This window comes from Planctomyces sp. SH-PL14 (assembly GCF_001610835.1).
Classification (GTDB): domain Bacteria; phylum Planctomycetota; class Planctomycetia; order Planctomycetales; family Planctomycetaceae; genus Planctomyces_A.
Window position 1 is genome coordinate 7,753,981 of sequence record NZ_CP011270.1, and the last position, 16,069, is coordinate 7,770,049.

Annotated in this window: 11 protein-coding genes; 5 read left to right on the forward strand and 6 right to left on the reverse strand. The window is 66.0% G+C overall.

Features of this window, described 5'->3' with window-relative positions; translation table 11 throughout:
* Window positions 1-77: 77 nt before the first annotated feature.
* From VT03_RS29875 to VT03_RS29900, 6 genes are all read right to left on the reverse strand, one after another.
* Window positions 78-467, reverse strand: a complete 390-nt coding sequence (locus VT03_RS29875; RefSeq protein ID WP_075096384.1) for a hypothetical protein — start codon at window positions 465-467, stop codon at window positions 78-80.
* Between the two features lie 225 nt (window positions 468-692).
* Entirely contained in the window at window positions 693-1,094 is a 402-nt protein-coding gene (locus tag VT03_RS29880; RefSeq protein WP_075096385.1) for a hypothetical protein, read from the reverse strand.
* Between the two features lie 76 nt (window positions 1,095-1,170).
* Entirely contained in the window at window positions 1,171-4,014 is a 2,844-nt protein-coding gene (locus tag VT03_RS29885) for an ABC transporter permease (RefSeq protein ID WP_075096386.1), read from the reverse strand.
* A 1-nt stretch (window position 4,015) separates the two neighbouring features.
* Complete coding sequence (locus VT03_RS29890) at window positions 4,016-4,969, reverse strand: ABC transporter ATP-binding protein (protein WP_075096387.1); 954 nt, start codon at window positions 4,967-4,969, stop codon at window positions 4,016-4,018.
* A 53-nt stretch (window positions 4,970-5,022) separates the two neighbouring features.
* Window positions 5,023-5,400, reverse strand: a complete 378-nt coding sequence (locus VT03_RS29895) for a GntR family transcriptional regulator (RefSeq protein ID WP_075096388.1) — start codon at window positions 5,398-5,400, stop codon at window positions 5,023-5,025.
* Between the two features lie 430 nt (window positions 5,401-5,830).
* The gene (locus tag VT03_RS29900; protein ID WP_082846640.1) at window positions 5,831-6,823 is read right to left on the reverse strand and encodes a helix-turn-helix transcriptional regulator; all 993 of its coding nucleotides are present in this window, start codon (window positions 6,821-6,823) and stop codon (window positions 5,831-5,833) included.
* Window positions 6,824-6,891: 68 nt separating this feature from the next.
* On the opposite strand from VT03_RS29900, the gene VT03_RS29905 reads away from it, so the two are divergent.
* From VT03_RS29905 to VT03_RS29925, 5 genes are all read left to right on the forward strand, one after another.
* On the forward strand, window positions 6,892-8,121 hold the full coding sequence (locus VT03_RS29905) for a DegT/DnrJ/EryC1/StrS family aminotransferase (RefSeq protein ID WP_075096389.1): 1,230 nt from the start codon (window positions 6,892-6,894) through the stop codon (window positions 8,119-8,121).
* 157 nt (window positions 8,122-8,278) lie between these two features.
* A complete protein-coding gene (gene yajC, locus VT03_RS29910; RefSeq protein WP_075096390.1) occupies window positions 8,279-8,617 on the forward strand; it encodes a preprotein translocase subunit YajC in 339 nt (112 codons plus the stop codon).
* A gap of 136 nt (window positions 8,618-8,753) precedes the next feature.
* Complete coding sequence (locus tag VT03_RS29915; RefSeq protein WP_075096391.1) at window positions 8,754-11,729, forward strand: protein translocase subunit SecDF; 2,976 nt, start codon at window positions 8,754-8,756, stop codon at window positions 11,727-11,729.
* Window positions 11,730-11,814: 85 nt separating this feature from the next.
* Window positions 11,815-12,753: a hypothetical protein gene (locus VT03_RS29920; RefSeq protein ID WP_075096392.1), complete on the forward strand. Its 939-nt coding sequence runs from the start codon at window positions 11,815-11,817 to the stop codon at window positions 12,751-12,753.
* Between the two features lie 606 nt (window positions 12,754-13,359).
* Window positions 13,360-15,861, forward strand: coding sequence for a DUF1549 domain-containing protein (locus tag VT03_RS29925; RefSeq protein ID WP_075096393.1), 2,502 nt, complete (start codon window positions 13,360-13,362; stop codon window positions 15,859-15,861).
* Window positions 15,862-16,069: the final 208 nt, after the last annotated feature.

The following is a 16,069-nucleotide window of genomic DNA, read 5'->3' on the forward strand; positions in this document are numbered from 1 at the left end:
CGCCCCGGTTGCCGCCAGATGGAGACGGGGGCAGTCAGGCCAGAGAGCACCGGCTCAAGCGCGGGAGCCCGCAGGAGTCAGTCGCCCGAGACGCTGATCCCCACCTCCAGAATGGTCTCGCTCGAGGCGCGCGCGGCGGGCGCCGGCCGGCCGCCGTCGGTGACGACCCAGAAGTCGGTCATCCCCTCATAGGAGCGAGTCGGCTCGTGCATCCGGTAGCGATAGGTGCGTCGTCCGTCGTGGATGGCATGGACGGTCTCGGCGAGCTCGAACAGTCTCGAGAAGTCCGCGGTCGTCTTCCCGACAAAGTCCCGCTGGTAGTCGGTCGCGAGGAGGGACTCGATCAGCTCCCGGGCTTCCGATCGTTCGACCGTCGAAAGCTCCCGCTGTGTCAGGAGCGACGCCGAAGGGGCTGGTCCGCATCCGCAGAGAATGGCCAGCGAGACAAACAGCCAGGAACGAAGCATGTCCTTCTCCTCGCGAGAGCTTCGATTCAGACGGAATGAGATTGGGGGGCCCGGCCACGTTCTGGGCGTCCGGCCACTCCGCGGCGGGACGTGCGACGCCGTCGGTCTGGCCCTCGTTCCGGCCCGACGTTGACTCAACACACAACGCGGTGCACGCGTATTCGGATCACGGCGTGCGAACATTCCGTGACGCGGTTTCTCGAACTCGCGGCGTCCCCTGCTCCGCTAGTCCCAACCGGCGGGTCCGCTCCTTTGGCAAACGTCTGATCGCTGGCACCGTTCCTCAAACGGGTGACGCCGGTGCCCGACGTCGTCCTGGACCGGAGGGCCTTCGGAGAAGGGATCGAGCAGCGGACACCACCGTGGCGAGAGTGATGGAAGACCAGCTGCGTCCGCGATGCCGTGAGACTGGCGACCCGCGCGCCGACGCGGCGACATCCAGTCCACGTTCGGGAGCGGCAGCCGCCGGGGCCTATGGTCGTCGATCGCCACCTTGAGGGCCGCCTCCCACTCGAGATCGGCGAAGCAGTGGCCCCCCACGATCGCCAGTCCCCCTTCGAAGGCGACGCTGCTCAGGAACAGCGTGGCGACGATCAGGAGCTCGAAAGTCGGAATCGCGGAGCGCATCGTCTCCCTCCTCCCGTGGCCGCGGAGCAAGCGCGAGGGGGGCCCGCCCCCCCTCGGTTTCAGTGAAAGCCCGAATTCAATCCAGAATCAGAAACCGGACGCGCTCGGTGTCCGGTTTGTCCAGTTCGCCGAATGCGTCGCCGAGCAGGAAGCCGGTCCGCAGCGGGGTCTCCCGCGGAACCGCTTCCAGATGGTCGTCGCCTACCTCGCGATCGTGCAAGACGCGTGCGTCTCCGGGGCCGACGCTCAGCAGCAGGGGCTGTCCGGCGGGGATCGAGCGCTCGCGGTCGGGGCCGGACGGGATTCCGGCTGCCTCGTTGATGTCGAACCGCAGCGGAAATCCGGCGGGATAGTAGAGGAAGTCGGTATCGGAGAAGGGATCGGACGGGACGGCGCCGCTGCCGTCTTTGACCAGGGCGTCGAGCGTGTCCGGAAACGTTCCGTGCCGCAGCGCGTGCCGCCGGAGGCGCAGGGTGATTTCCGTCCCGCGGACGCTGGCCAGATGGCACCGCGCCTGTTGCGGGAAGAAGGTCAGCAGGACGTAGCGTCCCAGCCGGGAGACGTAACGCACGTGGGACTTCACGGGGACAATCAGCGCCATTCCCCCCCACCTCAGGTCCGGCGGGAGCAGAATGGTCGTTTGCATCTTCCGGTACAGGTCGAGCGGCTCGGCCATCGCCCGCCTCATCGACGACCAGGTGGCGGCCGCGGTCCAGTACCGCTGAAACTGGTCGTCAGCCAGGCGGCCGCTCCGACTCAAGTCGATCAGCTCGCGGACCGCTTCCATTTCGCCGACCGTGATCGTCTCCATGAGTCGCCGGGTCCGTTCGATCTCACCGCTGGCGATCCCCATCGCCATCAGCGTCGTCGACAGCTGGAACTCTCCCATCGAGGAGCCGCTGATGTCCTGGCCGTCGAGGAACTGCCGCCAGCGGATATAGCGGTTCTGCAGCATCGGAAGCGGCGTCAGGATCTCGTTCTCCCCGCGGATGTCGGCGATCGCCCGCGCGAGCCGCTCGTCCGTCTGGCGGGGATCGGTGGCCCAGTCTCTCGCCATCATCAGCACGAACTGCGTCTGGTTGACGCACTGGTTCCACTCCATCCAGTTTTCGACCAGCTCCGAGTGCCGCCGGATCTCGGCCAGCATGTCGCGGATCGCGGTCCACTCCCGGTCGAGCTCGCCCGCTTCCCGCAGGGACTTCGCCGCTTCCCGGAAAGCCAGAACCATGGACAACACCGTGTGTCGCAGCGGCTCCTGGCCGGTCGTTCGCAGGGCTTGTTGCGCGTCGATCGCCAGCAGCTCCCGGAGGACCGGCGAGCGGAGGTCGATGAGCCATCCGGCCGGGAGCTTGACCCCTTCCCAGGCGATCTGGGTCGGCCGGGAGACCGCGACCGTTGCGATTCGATAGGTCCGAGCCGCGAGCAGGACGGCCACCACCGGGAGAGCGATCCACGCGGCGCGGCGGCCGAAGGCGCGCCACGAGCGGTCCTCGAGCAGCCACTGCGGACTCATGTACGCGGTCGCCGCGAGTCCGGCGGCGACGAGGGGCCAGGAGGCGAGCGGCAACGGGACGTCGCCTGCCACCAGCGTGAACTGCCAGGCGCTCACCAGGAAGCTCAGCCCCACCCCGACGGCGGCCCCCACGACCGGCTTCTGATGCCAGAAGGCGGCCAGCTGGCCCACCACGAACAGGAGCATCCAGGTCGAGGCGATGAAGTGGCGCTGGAGCACGCGGGACTCCACGCTGGGCGATTCCCCCGGCGGAGGAGGCTCAGACCCGGGCGCCTGGATGTTCTGGCGGATCTCCGCCAGAAGGTTGAGCGTCCTGCGGCCGTACGGGTCGGGCCGGCCGTTGGCGACGGCGTCGACGAGGGCGAAGAGGGCCGTCAGCGCGATCCCCGCCAGCAGCCAGGTCGCAATCTTGACCGTCCAGATCCGATACGGCGAGACACCCCGGTCGGTGAGGAAGCGGTAGGTGTGACGTCCCTGGTCGCTCCCCCCCGCCATGAACCCGCAGGCGATCGGGATGAGATAGAAGAAGAGTCCGTTGAAGGGGATTCCCCCTTCCCAGCGCATGCCGACCACGACCGTCAGGAACCCGAGCAGGGAGAACCCCAGGAGGAACGGAACGATGCTGCGGAGTTCCCGCCAGAGGAGCGCTCCCGTGGCGCGGGAGGCCGGCATTCCCCGCGCGGCGAGACGTTGCAGGAGGCCCAGCCAGCGGGACCTCCGTGCCGCGCGGCCGGCCGTCCGGTTCGAAAGCGTTTCGCTCAGCGAAAAGTTCGCGCCGGCGGCCCATCGCGCGGCGAGGCCCAGGTCGAGGCCGAGCACCGCGAGGACGATGGTCCAGTACGCGACGTCGCGCGCGCCGTCGCCGAAGAGGTTTCCGGTGACCGCGACGGTGGCGAACTCGGCGATGATCGCGAATCCGAGCGCGTTGATGACCCGGTCCAGGAGGAGCGAGAAGAGGAGCCCCCACGCGGCCGCTCCGATGAGGGATCGGGCGATGATGCCGGCGTTGGGCAGCAGCGGCCCGGTTCCGGAGCCATTGAGCGCGGCGATCGTCAGCGCCATGGCGATCCCGACCGCGAGCATCGCCAGCCCGCTGAGCACGACGTAGGTGAGCTTCCCGCCTAGCAGCGAGGCCCGGGGAATGGGAAATGTCCGCAGGAAGAGGGCAGTCTCATCCTCCCGCTCGCCGGCGAACAGGATCGCGCAGCTCGCGGCGGAATGGCAGACGCCGACGACGATGGTCACCGCCAGCATCGCCTGAACGTGATCGTTCCCGATGCGGGACTCCGACAGGAGCATGACGGAGGTGATGAGGAACTGCAGGAGCAGGATCCCGATTGTCAGGGCGAGCCAGACGTGGGACTGGGCCCGGAACTCCTTCCAGAGGACGCGGGTGAAGGTGATCATCTCAGCGCTCCTCCGTTCCGGCGTGGGCGGCGGCCGGGGCGGTCGCCTCTTCGCGGCTCTCGGCGGCGCGATGCCGCGACTCGCGGAGCAGCGTGAGGAGGATGTCTTCCAGGCTCGGGCGGCGGACTTCGTACGCGAGGTTGGCCGCCGTCATCTGCGGACCGAGAAGGTCTTCGTCGAGATCGCGGATGACCAGGATGTGTTCATGCCCGAAGGCGGCCCGGCCCAGGAGCCGCCCCGGAAGATCGGGGGGCGGGGTCTTGAGGTCGGGCATCGTGATGACGACTTCGCGGGCAGACTGCTTGAGGTCCTCGAGCCGCTCCACGCAGACGAGCTTGCCGTTGAGGAGGATGGCGACGGTGTCGGCCACCCGCTCGACCTCGTGGACCTGGTGGCTGGAGAGGAGGACCGTCCGCCCTTCGGCGGCGATGTCGATCATGCTCTCCAGGAACTCGCGGCGGACGAGCGGGTCGAGGCCGGAGGTCGGCTCGTCGAGAATCAGGAGGTCGGGGCGGTGGGCCAGCGAGAGGGCGAGCGCGACCTTGGACTTCATCCCCTTCGAGAGATTGCGGATCTTCTGCCGCTCATCGAGGCCGAAGCGGTCGACGTACTGCTGGTAGACCCGCTGGAAGCCGCTGGGGTAGAAGCCGGCGGCGAACCAGCCGATCTCCGCGACGGTCATCCACTCATAGAGGGACGGCCGCTCGGCGACGTAGCCGACCCGCTGCCGGATCTCCAGTCCGTGGGTCGCGCTCGACATCCCCAGGACTTCGGTCTTGCCGGAGTCCGCCTGCTCGAGCCCGAGCAGGATCTTGAGGGCGGTGCTCTTTCCCGCGCCGTTGGCTCCCAACAGCGCGCAGACCGAGCCGGGGGTGATCTGGAGCGAGACGTCGTCGAGGGCCTGTACGTGGCCGAAGCGCTTGGAGACGCGATCCAGCCGGACAACGGGATTCATGGGACCTCCAGAGGGACGCGCGAAATGTCCACAGATACGAGGAAATGAGTCGTTCAAGCGAAACGAAGAAGTTCCGATTCGACCAATTGCCGGATTTCTTCGGGGGTGATTTCGTTCTGCCGGGCCTCGGAGAGGACTGACCGGAGTCGGTCCCGGATGAGTTCCAGGCGTTCGGACCGGCACCGCTGCGGAGCCTCGGGGGTGACGGCCAGCCCGGTCCCGCGGATGGGGATCAGGATTCCGGCCGCCTGGAGTTCCCGGTAGGCGCGGGCGACGGTGTTGGGATTGACCGCCAGCTGGGCGGCGGCTTCCCGGACGGAGGGGATGTGTTCTCCCACCACGAGGCCGCCGTTGGCGACGGCGAACTTGATGTGGCGGACGATCTGTTCGTAGATCGGGATGCCGTTGGAGAAGTGCAGAGCGAAGTGCATGTGTGCCACCTACTGTGTTACCACGATAGTACAGTACGGCGGCGGAGAGAAATTCGCAAAGGAAATCGGCGCGGATTTTTGGATGCCTGCGAGGAGTGTCCTTGCCGGCGCGGCTCCGATAGCTCAAACCCAACGTGCCACGGCAGCCTGGGGTCAAGGGGGCCACGCCCCCTTGCCGCCGGAGGCAGTCCGGTGAGGAACCGTGGTGCACAACGGACGTCCGTTTTGTGGTACCGGCGTTGAGGACTCACCGCTCGCTTTGAAATCCCCGCGGGTTGGTAAAGGGGCATGCGGTACGTTGTCCGCGTCTGGATACGATCTCCTTCAGACATCTCTCGACGAGAGGGCCTCCGGCGGGCAAGAGGGCTTCGCCCCCCTGCACTCCCCACCAGGGGTGCCCCCTGGACCCCGGTGAGTTAACGAGTGGGGCTCAATAGTGCTTGAGCATGTTTCTGGCATGCTCCACGATCGCCTGCTGCAATGCCGGCGGCTCCAGCACCTGCGCGTGCTGACCATAGCCCAGCACCCACGACGTCACTTCGGCCAGACCGCTGACAGTCGCCTCGAACTGCAGGCTCCCATCGTCGTTCCACCGCGTCTCCTGCGTCTTATGCCACCGGACCTGCTCGACGTCGGCCGCCCGGGGAGGAAGAAAGCGAATCACGATCCGCACATCCTTGGCAGCAGTCGGGATCAGGTTCCACGCATTTCCCAGGAACCGCGCGATCGTGAAGCGGGGAGGAATGGTGAAAGGGTCCGTAGTTCCGGTCGCACTCAGGATCCGCGAGAGGTTGAAGGTGTGGACCGACCGGTGGACCGATGACCGCCCCACCAGGTACCAGGCCCGCACTCCGAAGAACATTGCATAAGGAGAAACCAGCGTCGAAATCCGCTGCCGCTCCGCAAGACTGTCGTAACCGACCCGCACCTTGGTCCGCGAACTGAGACCGTCGAACAGGACCTGGAACACCGACTCCACCGGCTCGGCCTTAACCATCGCCCCCAGGTGGATCTGGATCGTGTCGCCGATGTCCTTCAGCTCCGATCGGGCTTCCGCCGGGAGGTGCCCGAGCAGCTTCAGCGCGGCGTCGCGGGCCGGGCGGAGAAAGGGGACCCGCTTTCCGAGTTCGTCGCACGCCAGGAAGATGCCGACCGCCTCCTCCTTGTTGAGGGACGACGAGGTCGGAAACGTCCGCTCGCTCGGGATCCAGTAGCCCTGCCGGCTGTCATCGTGAGTGATGGGGAGCCCGGCGTCGGTCAGGAGCTTGATGTCGCGGAAGGTTGTGCGGACACTGCAGGAGCAGAGGTGGGCGAGTTCCGCCGCGGAGTGGCGGCGTCCGGTCTGGAGTCGCTCGACGACCTTGAACAGCCGCTGGATCTTCCGGACCTGGCCGGAGCCGCGGTTCCCCTTCGGCATCACCATGACCGCTCTCCGCTCGAGTCGCTTCGAGTTGAGGCACACTACATCAGCACGATCCCGGCGCGGCAGGCATGACCGATTTGGAGTGGACCACTCTTGTCAGCGAAGCCGCTTTGCAGCCTCGCCTTCTCAGTGGCGCCCCGGCCCTTCCCTGCACACACGCCTCGTCCGCCAGAACGGATGACGCCGTTCGGGCGGTCCTGGCAGAGCTGGCCGCGACGCGGGCGTGGTCCGCGTACGAAGGGCCGGCTCTCAGGAGACTATCCGACAGCCTCGGCCGAATCCATGAAAAGTTACCGAGTTGCCTTTGCTGCAGCGGCACGGTCGGCGTCGAACTCGGGTTGAAGGGGTTGAACGTGGGCCCCGGGGATGAAGTCATCCTCTCCGCTTACGATTTTCGTGGCAACTTCAGCAACGTCTGTCATTTGGGAGCGACCCCCGTCCTGGTCGACCTGCGGCCCGAGGATGGACAGGTCGATCCGGAGCAGATCGCCTCCGCAGTCACTGGCAAGACCCGTGCCGTCGTCGTGTCGCATCTCCACGGCGGAATTGTCGACATGCCGCGGGTCCGCGAGATCGCCGACTCGCACGGCATCGGAGTGCTCGAGGACGCCTGCCAGGCACCGGGGGCGGAGGTCGCCGGGCGTCCCGCCGGAGGGTGGGGAGACGTGGCCGTCTGGAGTTTCGGGGGCTCGAAGCTCGTGTCGGCCGGCCGGGGAGGCGCCGTGGCAAGCGCCCGGGACGACGTGCTGCAGCGGGTCCGGGTCTATTCCCGCCGCGGGAACGACGCCTACCCGCTCTCCGAACTCCAGGCCGCGGTGGTCGAGCCGCAGTGGGAGCGGCTGGCCGAAGACAATGCGCGCCGCGCTCAGGGGGCGCAGTGGCTGTGCGAGGCTCTGCGGGAGGCGAAGGTCGACAGCCTCGTCCCGTGGGTGACGGCGTTCGAGGGGCGGGCCTTCTATAAGCTCGGGTTCTGGTACGACGCGTCGCGGGCCGGGGGGCTCTCCCGGGATGCCTTCGCCGCCGCGGTGCGGGCCGAGGGGGTTCCGCTCGATCCGGGATTCCGGGCCCTCCACCTCTCGCACGCCCGCCGCCGGTACCGGGCGGTCGGACCGCTCCCGCACGCCACGGCCGCCGACGCGTCGGTCCTGACGCTGCATCATTCACTTCTCCTGGCGGATCGTCCCGCGATCCTCGGGGCCGCGGCGGCCATTGCCCGCGTGGCGGCCCACGGGGAGGAGATCCGCCGCCGCGGCCTTGCGGAGCCGGTCCGGCCGGCCGGCGCTCTCGAGAGCGAATGAGATCGGGCCGCCCGGACCGCGCGTTCCCGGTTCGCGCAAGTCGTTGGGCGGTCTGGACAAACTGACAGGGGTGACTAACATGCCCGCTTCGCTGCGGCTCGGCGGGAGAATTCCGCTCCTGTCTGATCCGGGGCAACGTATTGTCGCGTAATCGGTTATGGAAGATTCACTGGTCACGCTCGCCCAGGCGCAGGCTCCCGGTTCGGGAGGCGGCCTTTCGAGTTCCGGGCTGATGCTCGGAATGATCGGGGCGATCGTGGTCATGCTGTTCATGCAGTTCCGCTCCCAGCGGCGCGAGCACGGCGAACGGATCTCCATGCTGAAGGCACTGAAGAAGGGGGACCCGATCCTGACGACGTCAGGCATTCTCGGGACCGTCGTCTCGGTGGCGGAGGACTTCTCTGAGATCGTGGTCAAGGTGGATGACAACTGCCGACTGCGAATGAAGCCGGAAGCGATTCGTGACGTGATCCGAAAAGTCGAGTCAAAGTCATAGGCCGAAGACGCAGTCGTTTCGGACGGTCTTCTGCTCCCGGCGAGTCGGCGGGATGTCGGCAGGGAATGCGCGCGGGGGCGGAGGGGGCCGTTCGGGACCGGAATTTCCCTCGGATTGAGGGTGGAGACACGGATCGATGAACTCCCTGGGTAACCTGGTTCTTCTCGCTCAAGATCAGGCCATGACGGCCGGCGCCGCCGCGAACGAGGCCGCTCCTGCGGCGGGCGGATACGACTGGAAACTGATCGCCCTCCTGGTCGGCACGTTCGTCCTGCCGGTCATCCTCGCGCAGCTCATCGCTCGGGGCCTCCGCCTCAAGGAGTATGCCGGGCGGATCGGCGTGGTCCTGTTCGTCCTGTTCCTCTCGCTGGTGCCGTTCCTCTCCCAGATCGCCAACGGCCAGTCGGTCTACGACGCCGTGACGTGGGGGATCGACCTCGCCGGCGGAACGAACATGGTGTTCGAAGTCGACGAGGCCGCGGCCCGGGCGACCGGCAAGCCGGTGACGGCCGAGGTCATGACCCAGATGGAAGGGGCGGTCAAGACCCGCATCAACCCGTCCGGGGTCGAGGAAGTGACGGTCCGCAAGGTGGGCCAGAACCGGATCGAGATCATCGTTCCGGGGGCCGACACCGAGAAGGCTCAGCAGATCAAGGAGCGGATCGTCAACCTCGGGGAGCTCGAGTTCGATCTCGTCGCCAACAACCTCGAGTTCGACTCGATCATCAAACTCGCTCAGGAAGAAGCCAACAAGGACAAGAGCGAGCTCTACGAAAACGGGAAGCTCGTTGCCAAGTGGCGTCGGTCGGCCAAGTCCAAGAAGACCGGCGAGTGGATGGTCGACGCCGGGGGCGGCGCCTACGAAAACGGCGTCGTGCGGGAGCGGGACGTCAACGGCCAGAAGGTCCGTGAAATCCTCGTGATCAACGAGCCGGACCCCCGGCGGCGGATCACCGGCGAACTCCTGTCGCAGGCCTCCGGAGGGATCGGCGAGACGGGACCGAACGTGCACTTCCGCTTCAATTCGCGGGGCGGGACCCTGTTCAGCCAGCTCACCTCGTCCCACCTTCCGCGGGAAGGGACGAACTTCCGGACGCGCCTGGCGATCCTGCTGAACGACGAACTCTATTCGGCCCCGACGATCAACTCGGTCATTTCGGACTCGGGGGAGATCACCGGGAGCTTCACTCAGGAAGAAGTCGACGAGCTCGTCTCGGTCCTGAATGCCGGGGCCCTGCAGGTTCCGCTCAAGAAGCAGCCGGTCAACGAATACACGGTCAGCCCGCTCCTGGGGGTCGACATCCAGCAGAAGGGGCTCCGCGCGATCGGGCTGTCGGTCATCGGGGTCATCCTCGTCACCGCCGGCTACTACCTCTGGCCGGGGGTGATCGCCGACATCTCGCTGATCCTGAACCTCATCATCCTCCTGGGGGCGATGGCGGTCATCGACGCCACCTTCACCCTCCCGGGCCTCGCGGGGATCGCCCTGACCCTGGGGATGGCGATCGACGCCAACGTGCTGATTTACGAGCGTATGCGTGAAGAGCAGGCCAAGGGGGCCAGCTTCCGCATGAGCATCAAGAACGGCTTCGACAAGGCCCTGCCGACGATTCTCGACTCGAACCTGACCACGATGATCACGGCAGTCGTGCTGTACTACATCGGAACGGACCAGGTGAAAGGCTTCGCGGTCACGCTGTTCGTCGGTCTGGCGATCAGCATGTTCTGCGCGGTCTACGTCGGCCGGCTGATCTTCGACATCGCCGAGAAGAAGAAGTGGCTCACCGAGCTCAAGATGATGAACCTTGTCCCGTCGAAGAACTTCGACTTCGTGGGCAAGCGGTTCTTCTTCATCGGTCTCTCCGTCACGGTCATGATCCTGGGGCTCCTGGTGATCGCGTACCGCGGCCGGGACAACATGGACATCGACTTCCGCGGCGGATCGATGGTGACGTTCCAGTTCGCCGGGGACACGCAGCCGACGGTGGACGCCGTGCTGGACACCGTGCAGCCCAAGTTTGAAGACCCGGTCTCGCTGGAGAAGCTGACGATTCCCGCCAAGGGGACCCAGAAGGCACGGGAGCTGTTCCGTCTGCGGACGCTGGTGGACAATCCGATCAAGACCCGCGACGCGCTGCGGGACGCTTTCGCCACCGGCGACAACAAGCTGATTCTCCAGAGCTTCAGCGCCGGCGAGATCAAGCCGATCGCGCCGCTCAAGGAAGGCGAGACTCCGACCGAGGCGAACCGGTACGCCGGCGGCCGCGAAGTCGAGTTCACGGTGTCGCAGCCCCTCTCGGCCTCGACGCTCAACGGCGAGGCGGACGCCGTGTTCGACGGCATCAGCGCGGAGCGTTACGGCAAGGCGGACACGTTCGTCGTCGTGAATCCGGTGGGGAGCGACACCGAGCCGGTCAAGAAGCTCGTCCTCCGCGCCACTCCGGACGTCCCCGAAGCCGATTTCAAGGCCGCCTCGGAGGCGCTGGTCCAGCGTCTCGACAAGCAGCCGGTCTTCGAGGAACTCAACACCTTTGCGGCTCAGGTGGCGACCGACACGCAGGTCTCGGCCCTGCTGGCGATCTTCTTCAGCCTCCTGGCGACGACGATCTACCTGTGGATCCGGTTCAACGGCGTGACGTTCGGGCTGGCGGCCTCGATCGCCTGTTTCCACGACGTCCTGATTACGCTGGGGATCATGGCGGCGGTCTCGTACCTCGGCCTGACCTCGTTCGGCCAGTCGATCGGTCTCCTGGACTTCAAGGTCAACCTGACGATCGTCGCCGCCGTGCTGACGGTCATCGGTTACTCGCTGAACGACACGATCGTCGTGTTCGACCGGATCCGCGAGGTCCGGGGCAAGAGCCCGACGGTGACCTACGAGATGGTCAACCGCAGCCTGAACGAAACGCTCCCCCGGACGTTGCTGACGTCGTCGACGACGCTGCTCGTGCTCGTGGTGCTGTACCTGATCGGCGGCGAAAGCGTCCGCGGGTTCTCGCTCTGCCTGATCCTGGGGATCGTGATCGGAACGTACAGCTCGATCTACGTCGCCAGCCCCGTGCTGGTGTGGATCATGAGCCGCAATTCGGGCAAGAAGCCGCTGATGTCGTAGAAGTTGTCAGTCGTCAGTTTTCAGTTTCCGACCAGTTTGAGTTGAGCGTCGTCCTTCGGCGCTCAACTCTTTGCGTTTGAGGCGCATGCACGCGTTCTACGGATTGGATGAAGCGGGTTTCGGTCCGAACCTCGGCCCGCTCGTGGTCTCGGTGACGCGGTGGCGGGTCCCGCGGGCGGCCAGCGGGATCGATCTGTATGAGGAGCTGGCGGAAGTCGTCAGCATCGAGGCGGACGCGTCCGGAACCCGGCTGCATCTGGCGGACTCGAAGGTGGTCTACAGTCCCTCGCGGGGGTTGGCCGCGCTTGAGCTGTCCGCCCAGTGTCTTCTGCGGCTGGCGGGAATTGATGCCGCCACGTTCCATTCGGTCTGGATCGGCCTTGTCGGGGCGCTGCCGTCCGACCTGGAGCCCTGGTTTCTGACGGACTTCGCGGTCCCGCTGGCGGCCAAGCCCGGCGAGATCGAGCGCTTTGTCTCGGGATGCCGGACGGCTTTCGATCGGCAGGGGATCGTCCTGTCGGCGATTGCCAGCGATATCGTCCAGACGCGGCGGTTCAACGAGCTGACGACGTTCCATGACAGCAAGGGGGCCGCGCTGTCGCGGATTACGCTGGGGCTCTTGGGGCGGAACTGGACGCATCAGCAGGTCGATAAGGCGCTCGTGATCCTGGACAAGCACGGCGGCCGGAACCGGTACGACAACCTGTTGATGTCTGAGTTCCCGGATATCCTGCCGCAGTGCCTGTGCGAAGGGCGGGAGTGCAGCCGGTATCGATTGGGCCCGCATGAGTTCCGCTTTCAGATGAAGGCCGAGGCCCATCTTCCGGTGGCGGCGGCGTCGATCATTTCGAAGTATGTCCGGGAGCTGGCGATGGAGGCGTTCAACCGCTTCTGGCTGGCGCATGATCCGGGGCTGCGGCCGACGAAGGGGTATCCCGGGGACGCGAGCCGGTTCCGGGCCGATGTGCAGGTGTTGAAGGCGCGGCTGGAGATTCCGGACGAAGTTTTCTGGCGCATGCGCTGACCAGGGACTCGCCAAAAACCGGGGTCCAGGGGTCCCCCCTGGTGGGGTGTGCAGAGGGGCAACGCCCCTTTGCCCGCCGGAGGCCGTCTCGCCGGACAATGTCTGAAGGAGCACGTGTCCAAGCGCGGACACCGTGCCGTATGCCCCCTCACCAACCCGTGGGGATTGCAAAGCGAGCGTTGAGTCCGCACCGCCGGTACCACAAAGGGGACGTCCGTTGTGTACCACGGTTCCTCACAGGAAGTGCCTCCGGCGGCAAGGGGGCGTGGCCCCCTTGACCCCTGGCTGCCGTGGCACATTGGGTTTGAGCTAACGAGTCGTGCCGGCAAGGACGCGGTTTGCATAGCCCCCTTTCTCCCCTCCAAAGGCCCAATCCGGGTATTCCTGATCCGCCGGATCCCGAATAATTCCAGCACGCTGGCAACACCCCCGCCCTATCGCGTTCCCATCTGGACAGGCGTGATCGCCTTGACACAATAATGGGCGCTGATATGTTCGGTGGATTGGCCGGGAGCCTGCACTCGCCCCGGGCGATTCCTCCCTGTTTGCCCGCGCTCGTCCCACCTGCAATTCGTTCCTCCCCGATCCATCCCCGGAGGCTCCAACATGAAGTGCCGCGCCCCGTCCCTTGTCAGCTCGCTCCTGACCGTCTGGGGAATTCTCCTCGGCGCCGCCGGAGTCGCTCTCGCCGCCGATGGGGCGCCCGCCGCGATTCCCGCACCGGAATCGCTCCTGTTTGAGACGGTCCCCGGCGGACGGTTCCTGCTTCGCGGCCCCGATGCCCGCCTCCAGCTCCTCGTGAGCGGGAAGGCCGGGAGCCGGCAGTTCGACCAGACGCGGCTCGTCACCTACACCGTGGAACCCCAGGGGATCGTCACCGTCGACGCGACCGGGATGACCCGGCCGGTGGCCGATGGCCAGGCGACCGTGAAGGCCCGCTCCGCCAACGGACAGGAAACGTCCGTTGCCGTCGCGGTCGAGCATTTCGAAAATCCCCCGCCGATCAACTTCGGCAACCAGATCGTCCCGATCTTCACCAAGCTCGGTTGCAACGGCGGCGGCTGTCACGGCAAGCAGGGGGGCCAGAACGGCTTCAAGCTTTCGCTCCTCGGCTTCTTCCCGGAAGACGACTATGAGTTCCTCGTCAACGAGAGCCGCGGCCGGCGGCTGAACGTCCCTGCCCCGTCGAAGAGCCTGCTCCTCACGAAGCCGGTTGGCCAGTCCCCTCACGGCGGCGGCAAGCGGATGGACGTCGACAGCGACGAGTACCGCCTCCTCTACCGCTGGATCGAACAGGGGATGCCAGCCGGAGCGAAGGACGCTCCGACCGTCGCCTCGATCAAGTGTCTTCCGGAAGGCCGGGTCATGGACCGGGCCGGCGAGCAGCAGATCGCCTGCTACGCGACCTATACGGACGGGACGGTGGAAGACGTCACCCGCATGACCCTCTACGAGCCGAACGACACGCAGCTCGCCGAGAGCGGCAAGACCGGCCTCGTCCGGACGCTCGATCTCGCGGGCGAAGTGGCGATCATGGCCCGCTACCAGGGGCAGGTCTCGACCTACCGGGCGACGATTCCGCTGGGGGCTCCGATCGCCGGGATGCCGCCGGTCCGGAACTTCATCGACGAGGCGGTCTTCGGAAAGCTCCAGCTGCTGGGAATTCCCGCGTCGCCGATCGCCGATGACACGACGTTTCTGCGGCGGGTCTACATCGACATCACCGGGACGATCCCGACCGAGGCGGAAGTCCGCGCGTTCCAGGCCGATTCCGATCCGGCCAAGCGGGACCGCGTCATCGACCGGCTGCTCGACAGCCCGGCTTACGCCGACTACTTCGCGAACAAGTGGAACATGGTTCTCCGCAACAAGCGGAAGCAGCCGGACGATCAGGCGGGGACGTACGGCTTCCGCCAGTGGATCTGGGACAGCCTGTACGAGAACAAGCCGTACGACCAGTTCGTGGGCGAGATCCTGACCGCCTCGGGGGACTCGCAGGTCAATCCGCCGGTCGTCTGGTACCGGGAAGTGACGCAGAGCAACGAGCAGGTCGAGGACGTGGCGCAGCTCTTCCTCGGCGTGAGGATCCAGTGCGCCCGCTGCCACCATCATCCGTTCGAGAAGTGGAGCCAGAACGACTACTACCATCTCGCCGCGTTCTTCAGCCGGATCGGTCGCAAGGAGCCGGCCGACCCGACGATGAAGCAGGCGCGGGAAAAGCGGATCTTCCATAACGAAGGTCAGCCGACGGCCCAGAACCCGCGGACGGGACAGAACCTGGCTCCGGCCGGTCTGGCCGCGACCGCCCTCGAGGTGCCGGCGGACCAGGATCCGCGGGTCAAGCTGGTGGAGTGGATGACGGCCAAGGACAACGCCTTCTTTGCCCGTTCGCTGGCGAACCGCTACTGGAAGCACTTCTTTGACCGGGGGATTGTCGAGCCGGAGGACGACATGCGGGAGACGAACCCGCCGACGAATCCGCAGCTCCTCGATCAGCTGGCGAAGCACTTTGTTGAGTCGGGGTTCGATCTCAAGAGTCTCGTCCGGACGATCTGCCAGTCGTCGACCTATCAGTTGAGTGCCCTGCCGAACGAGTACAACCAGAAGGACAAGCAGAACTTCTCGCGGTACTACCCGAAGCGGTTGTCCGCGGAGGTCCTGTACGACGCCTTCCATCAGGTGACGGCGACGTCGGAGCGGTTCAACGGGCTGCCTGAGGGGACCCGGGCGACGCAGCTGCCGGATGCTTCGATTGCTCCATACTTCCTGAAGGTGTTTGGTCAGCCGCAGGGGGACACGGCGTGTGAATGCGAGCGGTCGCAGGAGGCGAACCTGGCTCAGAGCCTGCATCTGCTGAACAGTGCGGAGGTGCAGAACAAGGTTTCGGCGGGGAATGGCCGGGCGGCAACGCTGGCTGCGGACAAGAACCGGACGGATGACGAGAAGCTTCGTGAGCTGTACCGGTGGGTTTATTCGCGCGAGCCGGATTCGGACGAGCTGCAGATTGCCCAGGCGCATATTGCCAAGCATAAGGACAATCCGAAGGTGGCTTACGAGGACATCGTGTGGGCGTTGATCAACACGAAGGAATTCCTCTTCAACCACTGATGTGCACCGCGTCCTTGCCGGTGCGGCTTTGCTCGCTCAAACCCAACGTGCCCGGCCACTGGGGTCAAGGGGGTCTCACCCCCTTGCCGCCGGAGGCGCTTCCATGAGGAACCGTGGTAAGGAACGGACGTCCGTTTTGTGGAACCGGCGTCGAGGACTTACCACTTGCTTTGAAATCCCCGCGGGTTGGTAAGGGGGCATGCCGCAC

What these genes read in the sequence shown, in the direction of transcription:
- VT03_RS29875 (WP_075096384.1), bottom strand. Translation starts at nt 467, where the DNA reads ATGCTTCGTTCCTGGCTGTTTGTCTCGCTGGCCATTCTCTGCGGATGC.
- VT03_RS29880 (WP_075096385.1), bottom strand. Translation starts at nt 1,094, where the DNA reads ATGCGCTCCGCGATTCCGACTTTCGAGCTCCTGATCGTCGCCACGCTG.
- VT03_RS29885 (WP_075096386.1), bottom strand. Translation starts at nt 4,014, where the DNA reads ATGATCACCTTCACCCGCGTCCTCTGGAAGGAGTTCCGGGCCCAGTCC.
- VT03_RS29890 (WP_075096387.1), bottom strand. Translation starts at nt 4,969, where the DNA reads ATGAATCCCGTTGTCCGGCTGGATCGCGTCTCCAAGCGCTTCGGCCAC.
- VT03_RS29895 (WP_075096388.1), bottom strand. Translation starts at nt 5,400, where the DNA reads ATGCACTTCGCTCTGCACTTCTCCAACGGCATCCCGATCTACGAACAG.
- VT03_RS29900 (WP_082846640.1), bottom strand. Translation starts at nt 6,823, where the DNA reads ATGGTGATGCCGAAGGGGAACCGCGGCTCCGGCCAGGTCCGGAAGATC.
- VT03_RS29905 (WP_075096389.1), top strand. Translation starts at nt 6,892, where the DNA reads ATGACCGATTTGGAGTGGACCACTCTTGTCAGCGAAGCCGCTTTGCAG.
- yajC (WP_075096390.1), top strand. Translation starts at nt 8,279, where the DNA reads ATGGAAGATTCACTGGTCACGCTCGCCCAGGCGCAGGCTCCCGGTTCG.
- VT03_RS29915 (WP_075096391.1), top strand. Translation starts at nt 8,754, where the DNA reads ATGAACTCCCTGGGTAACCTGGTTCTTCTCGCTCAAGATCAGGCCATG.
- VT03_RS29920 (WP_075096392.1), top strand. Translation starts at nt 11,815, where the DNA reads ATGCACGCGTTCTACGGATTGGATGAAGCGGGTTTCGGTCCGAACCTC.
- VT03_RS29925 (WP_075096393.1), top strand. Translation starts at nt 13,360, where the DNA reads ATGAAGTGCCGCGCCCCGTCCCTTGTCAGCTCGCTCCTGACCGTCTGG.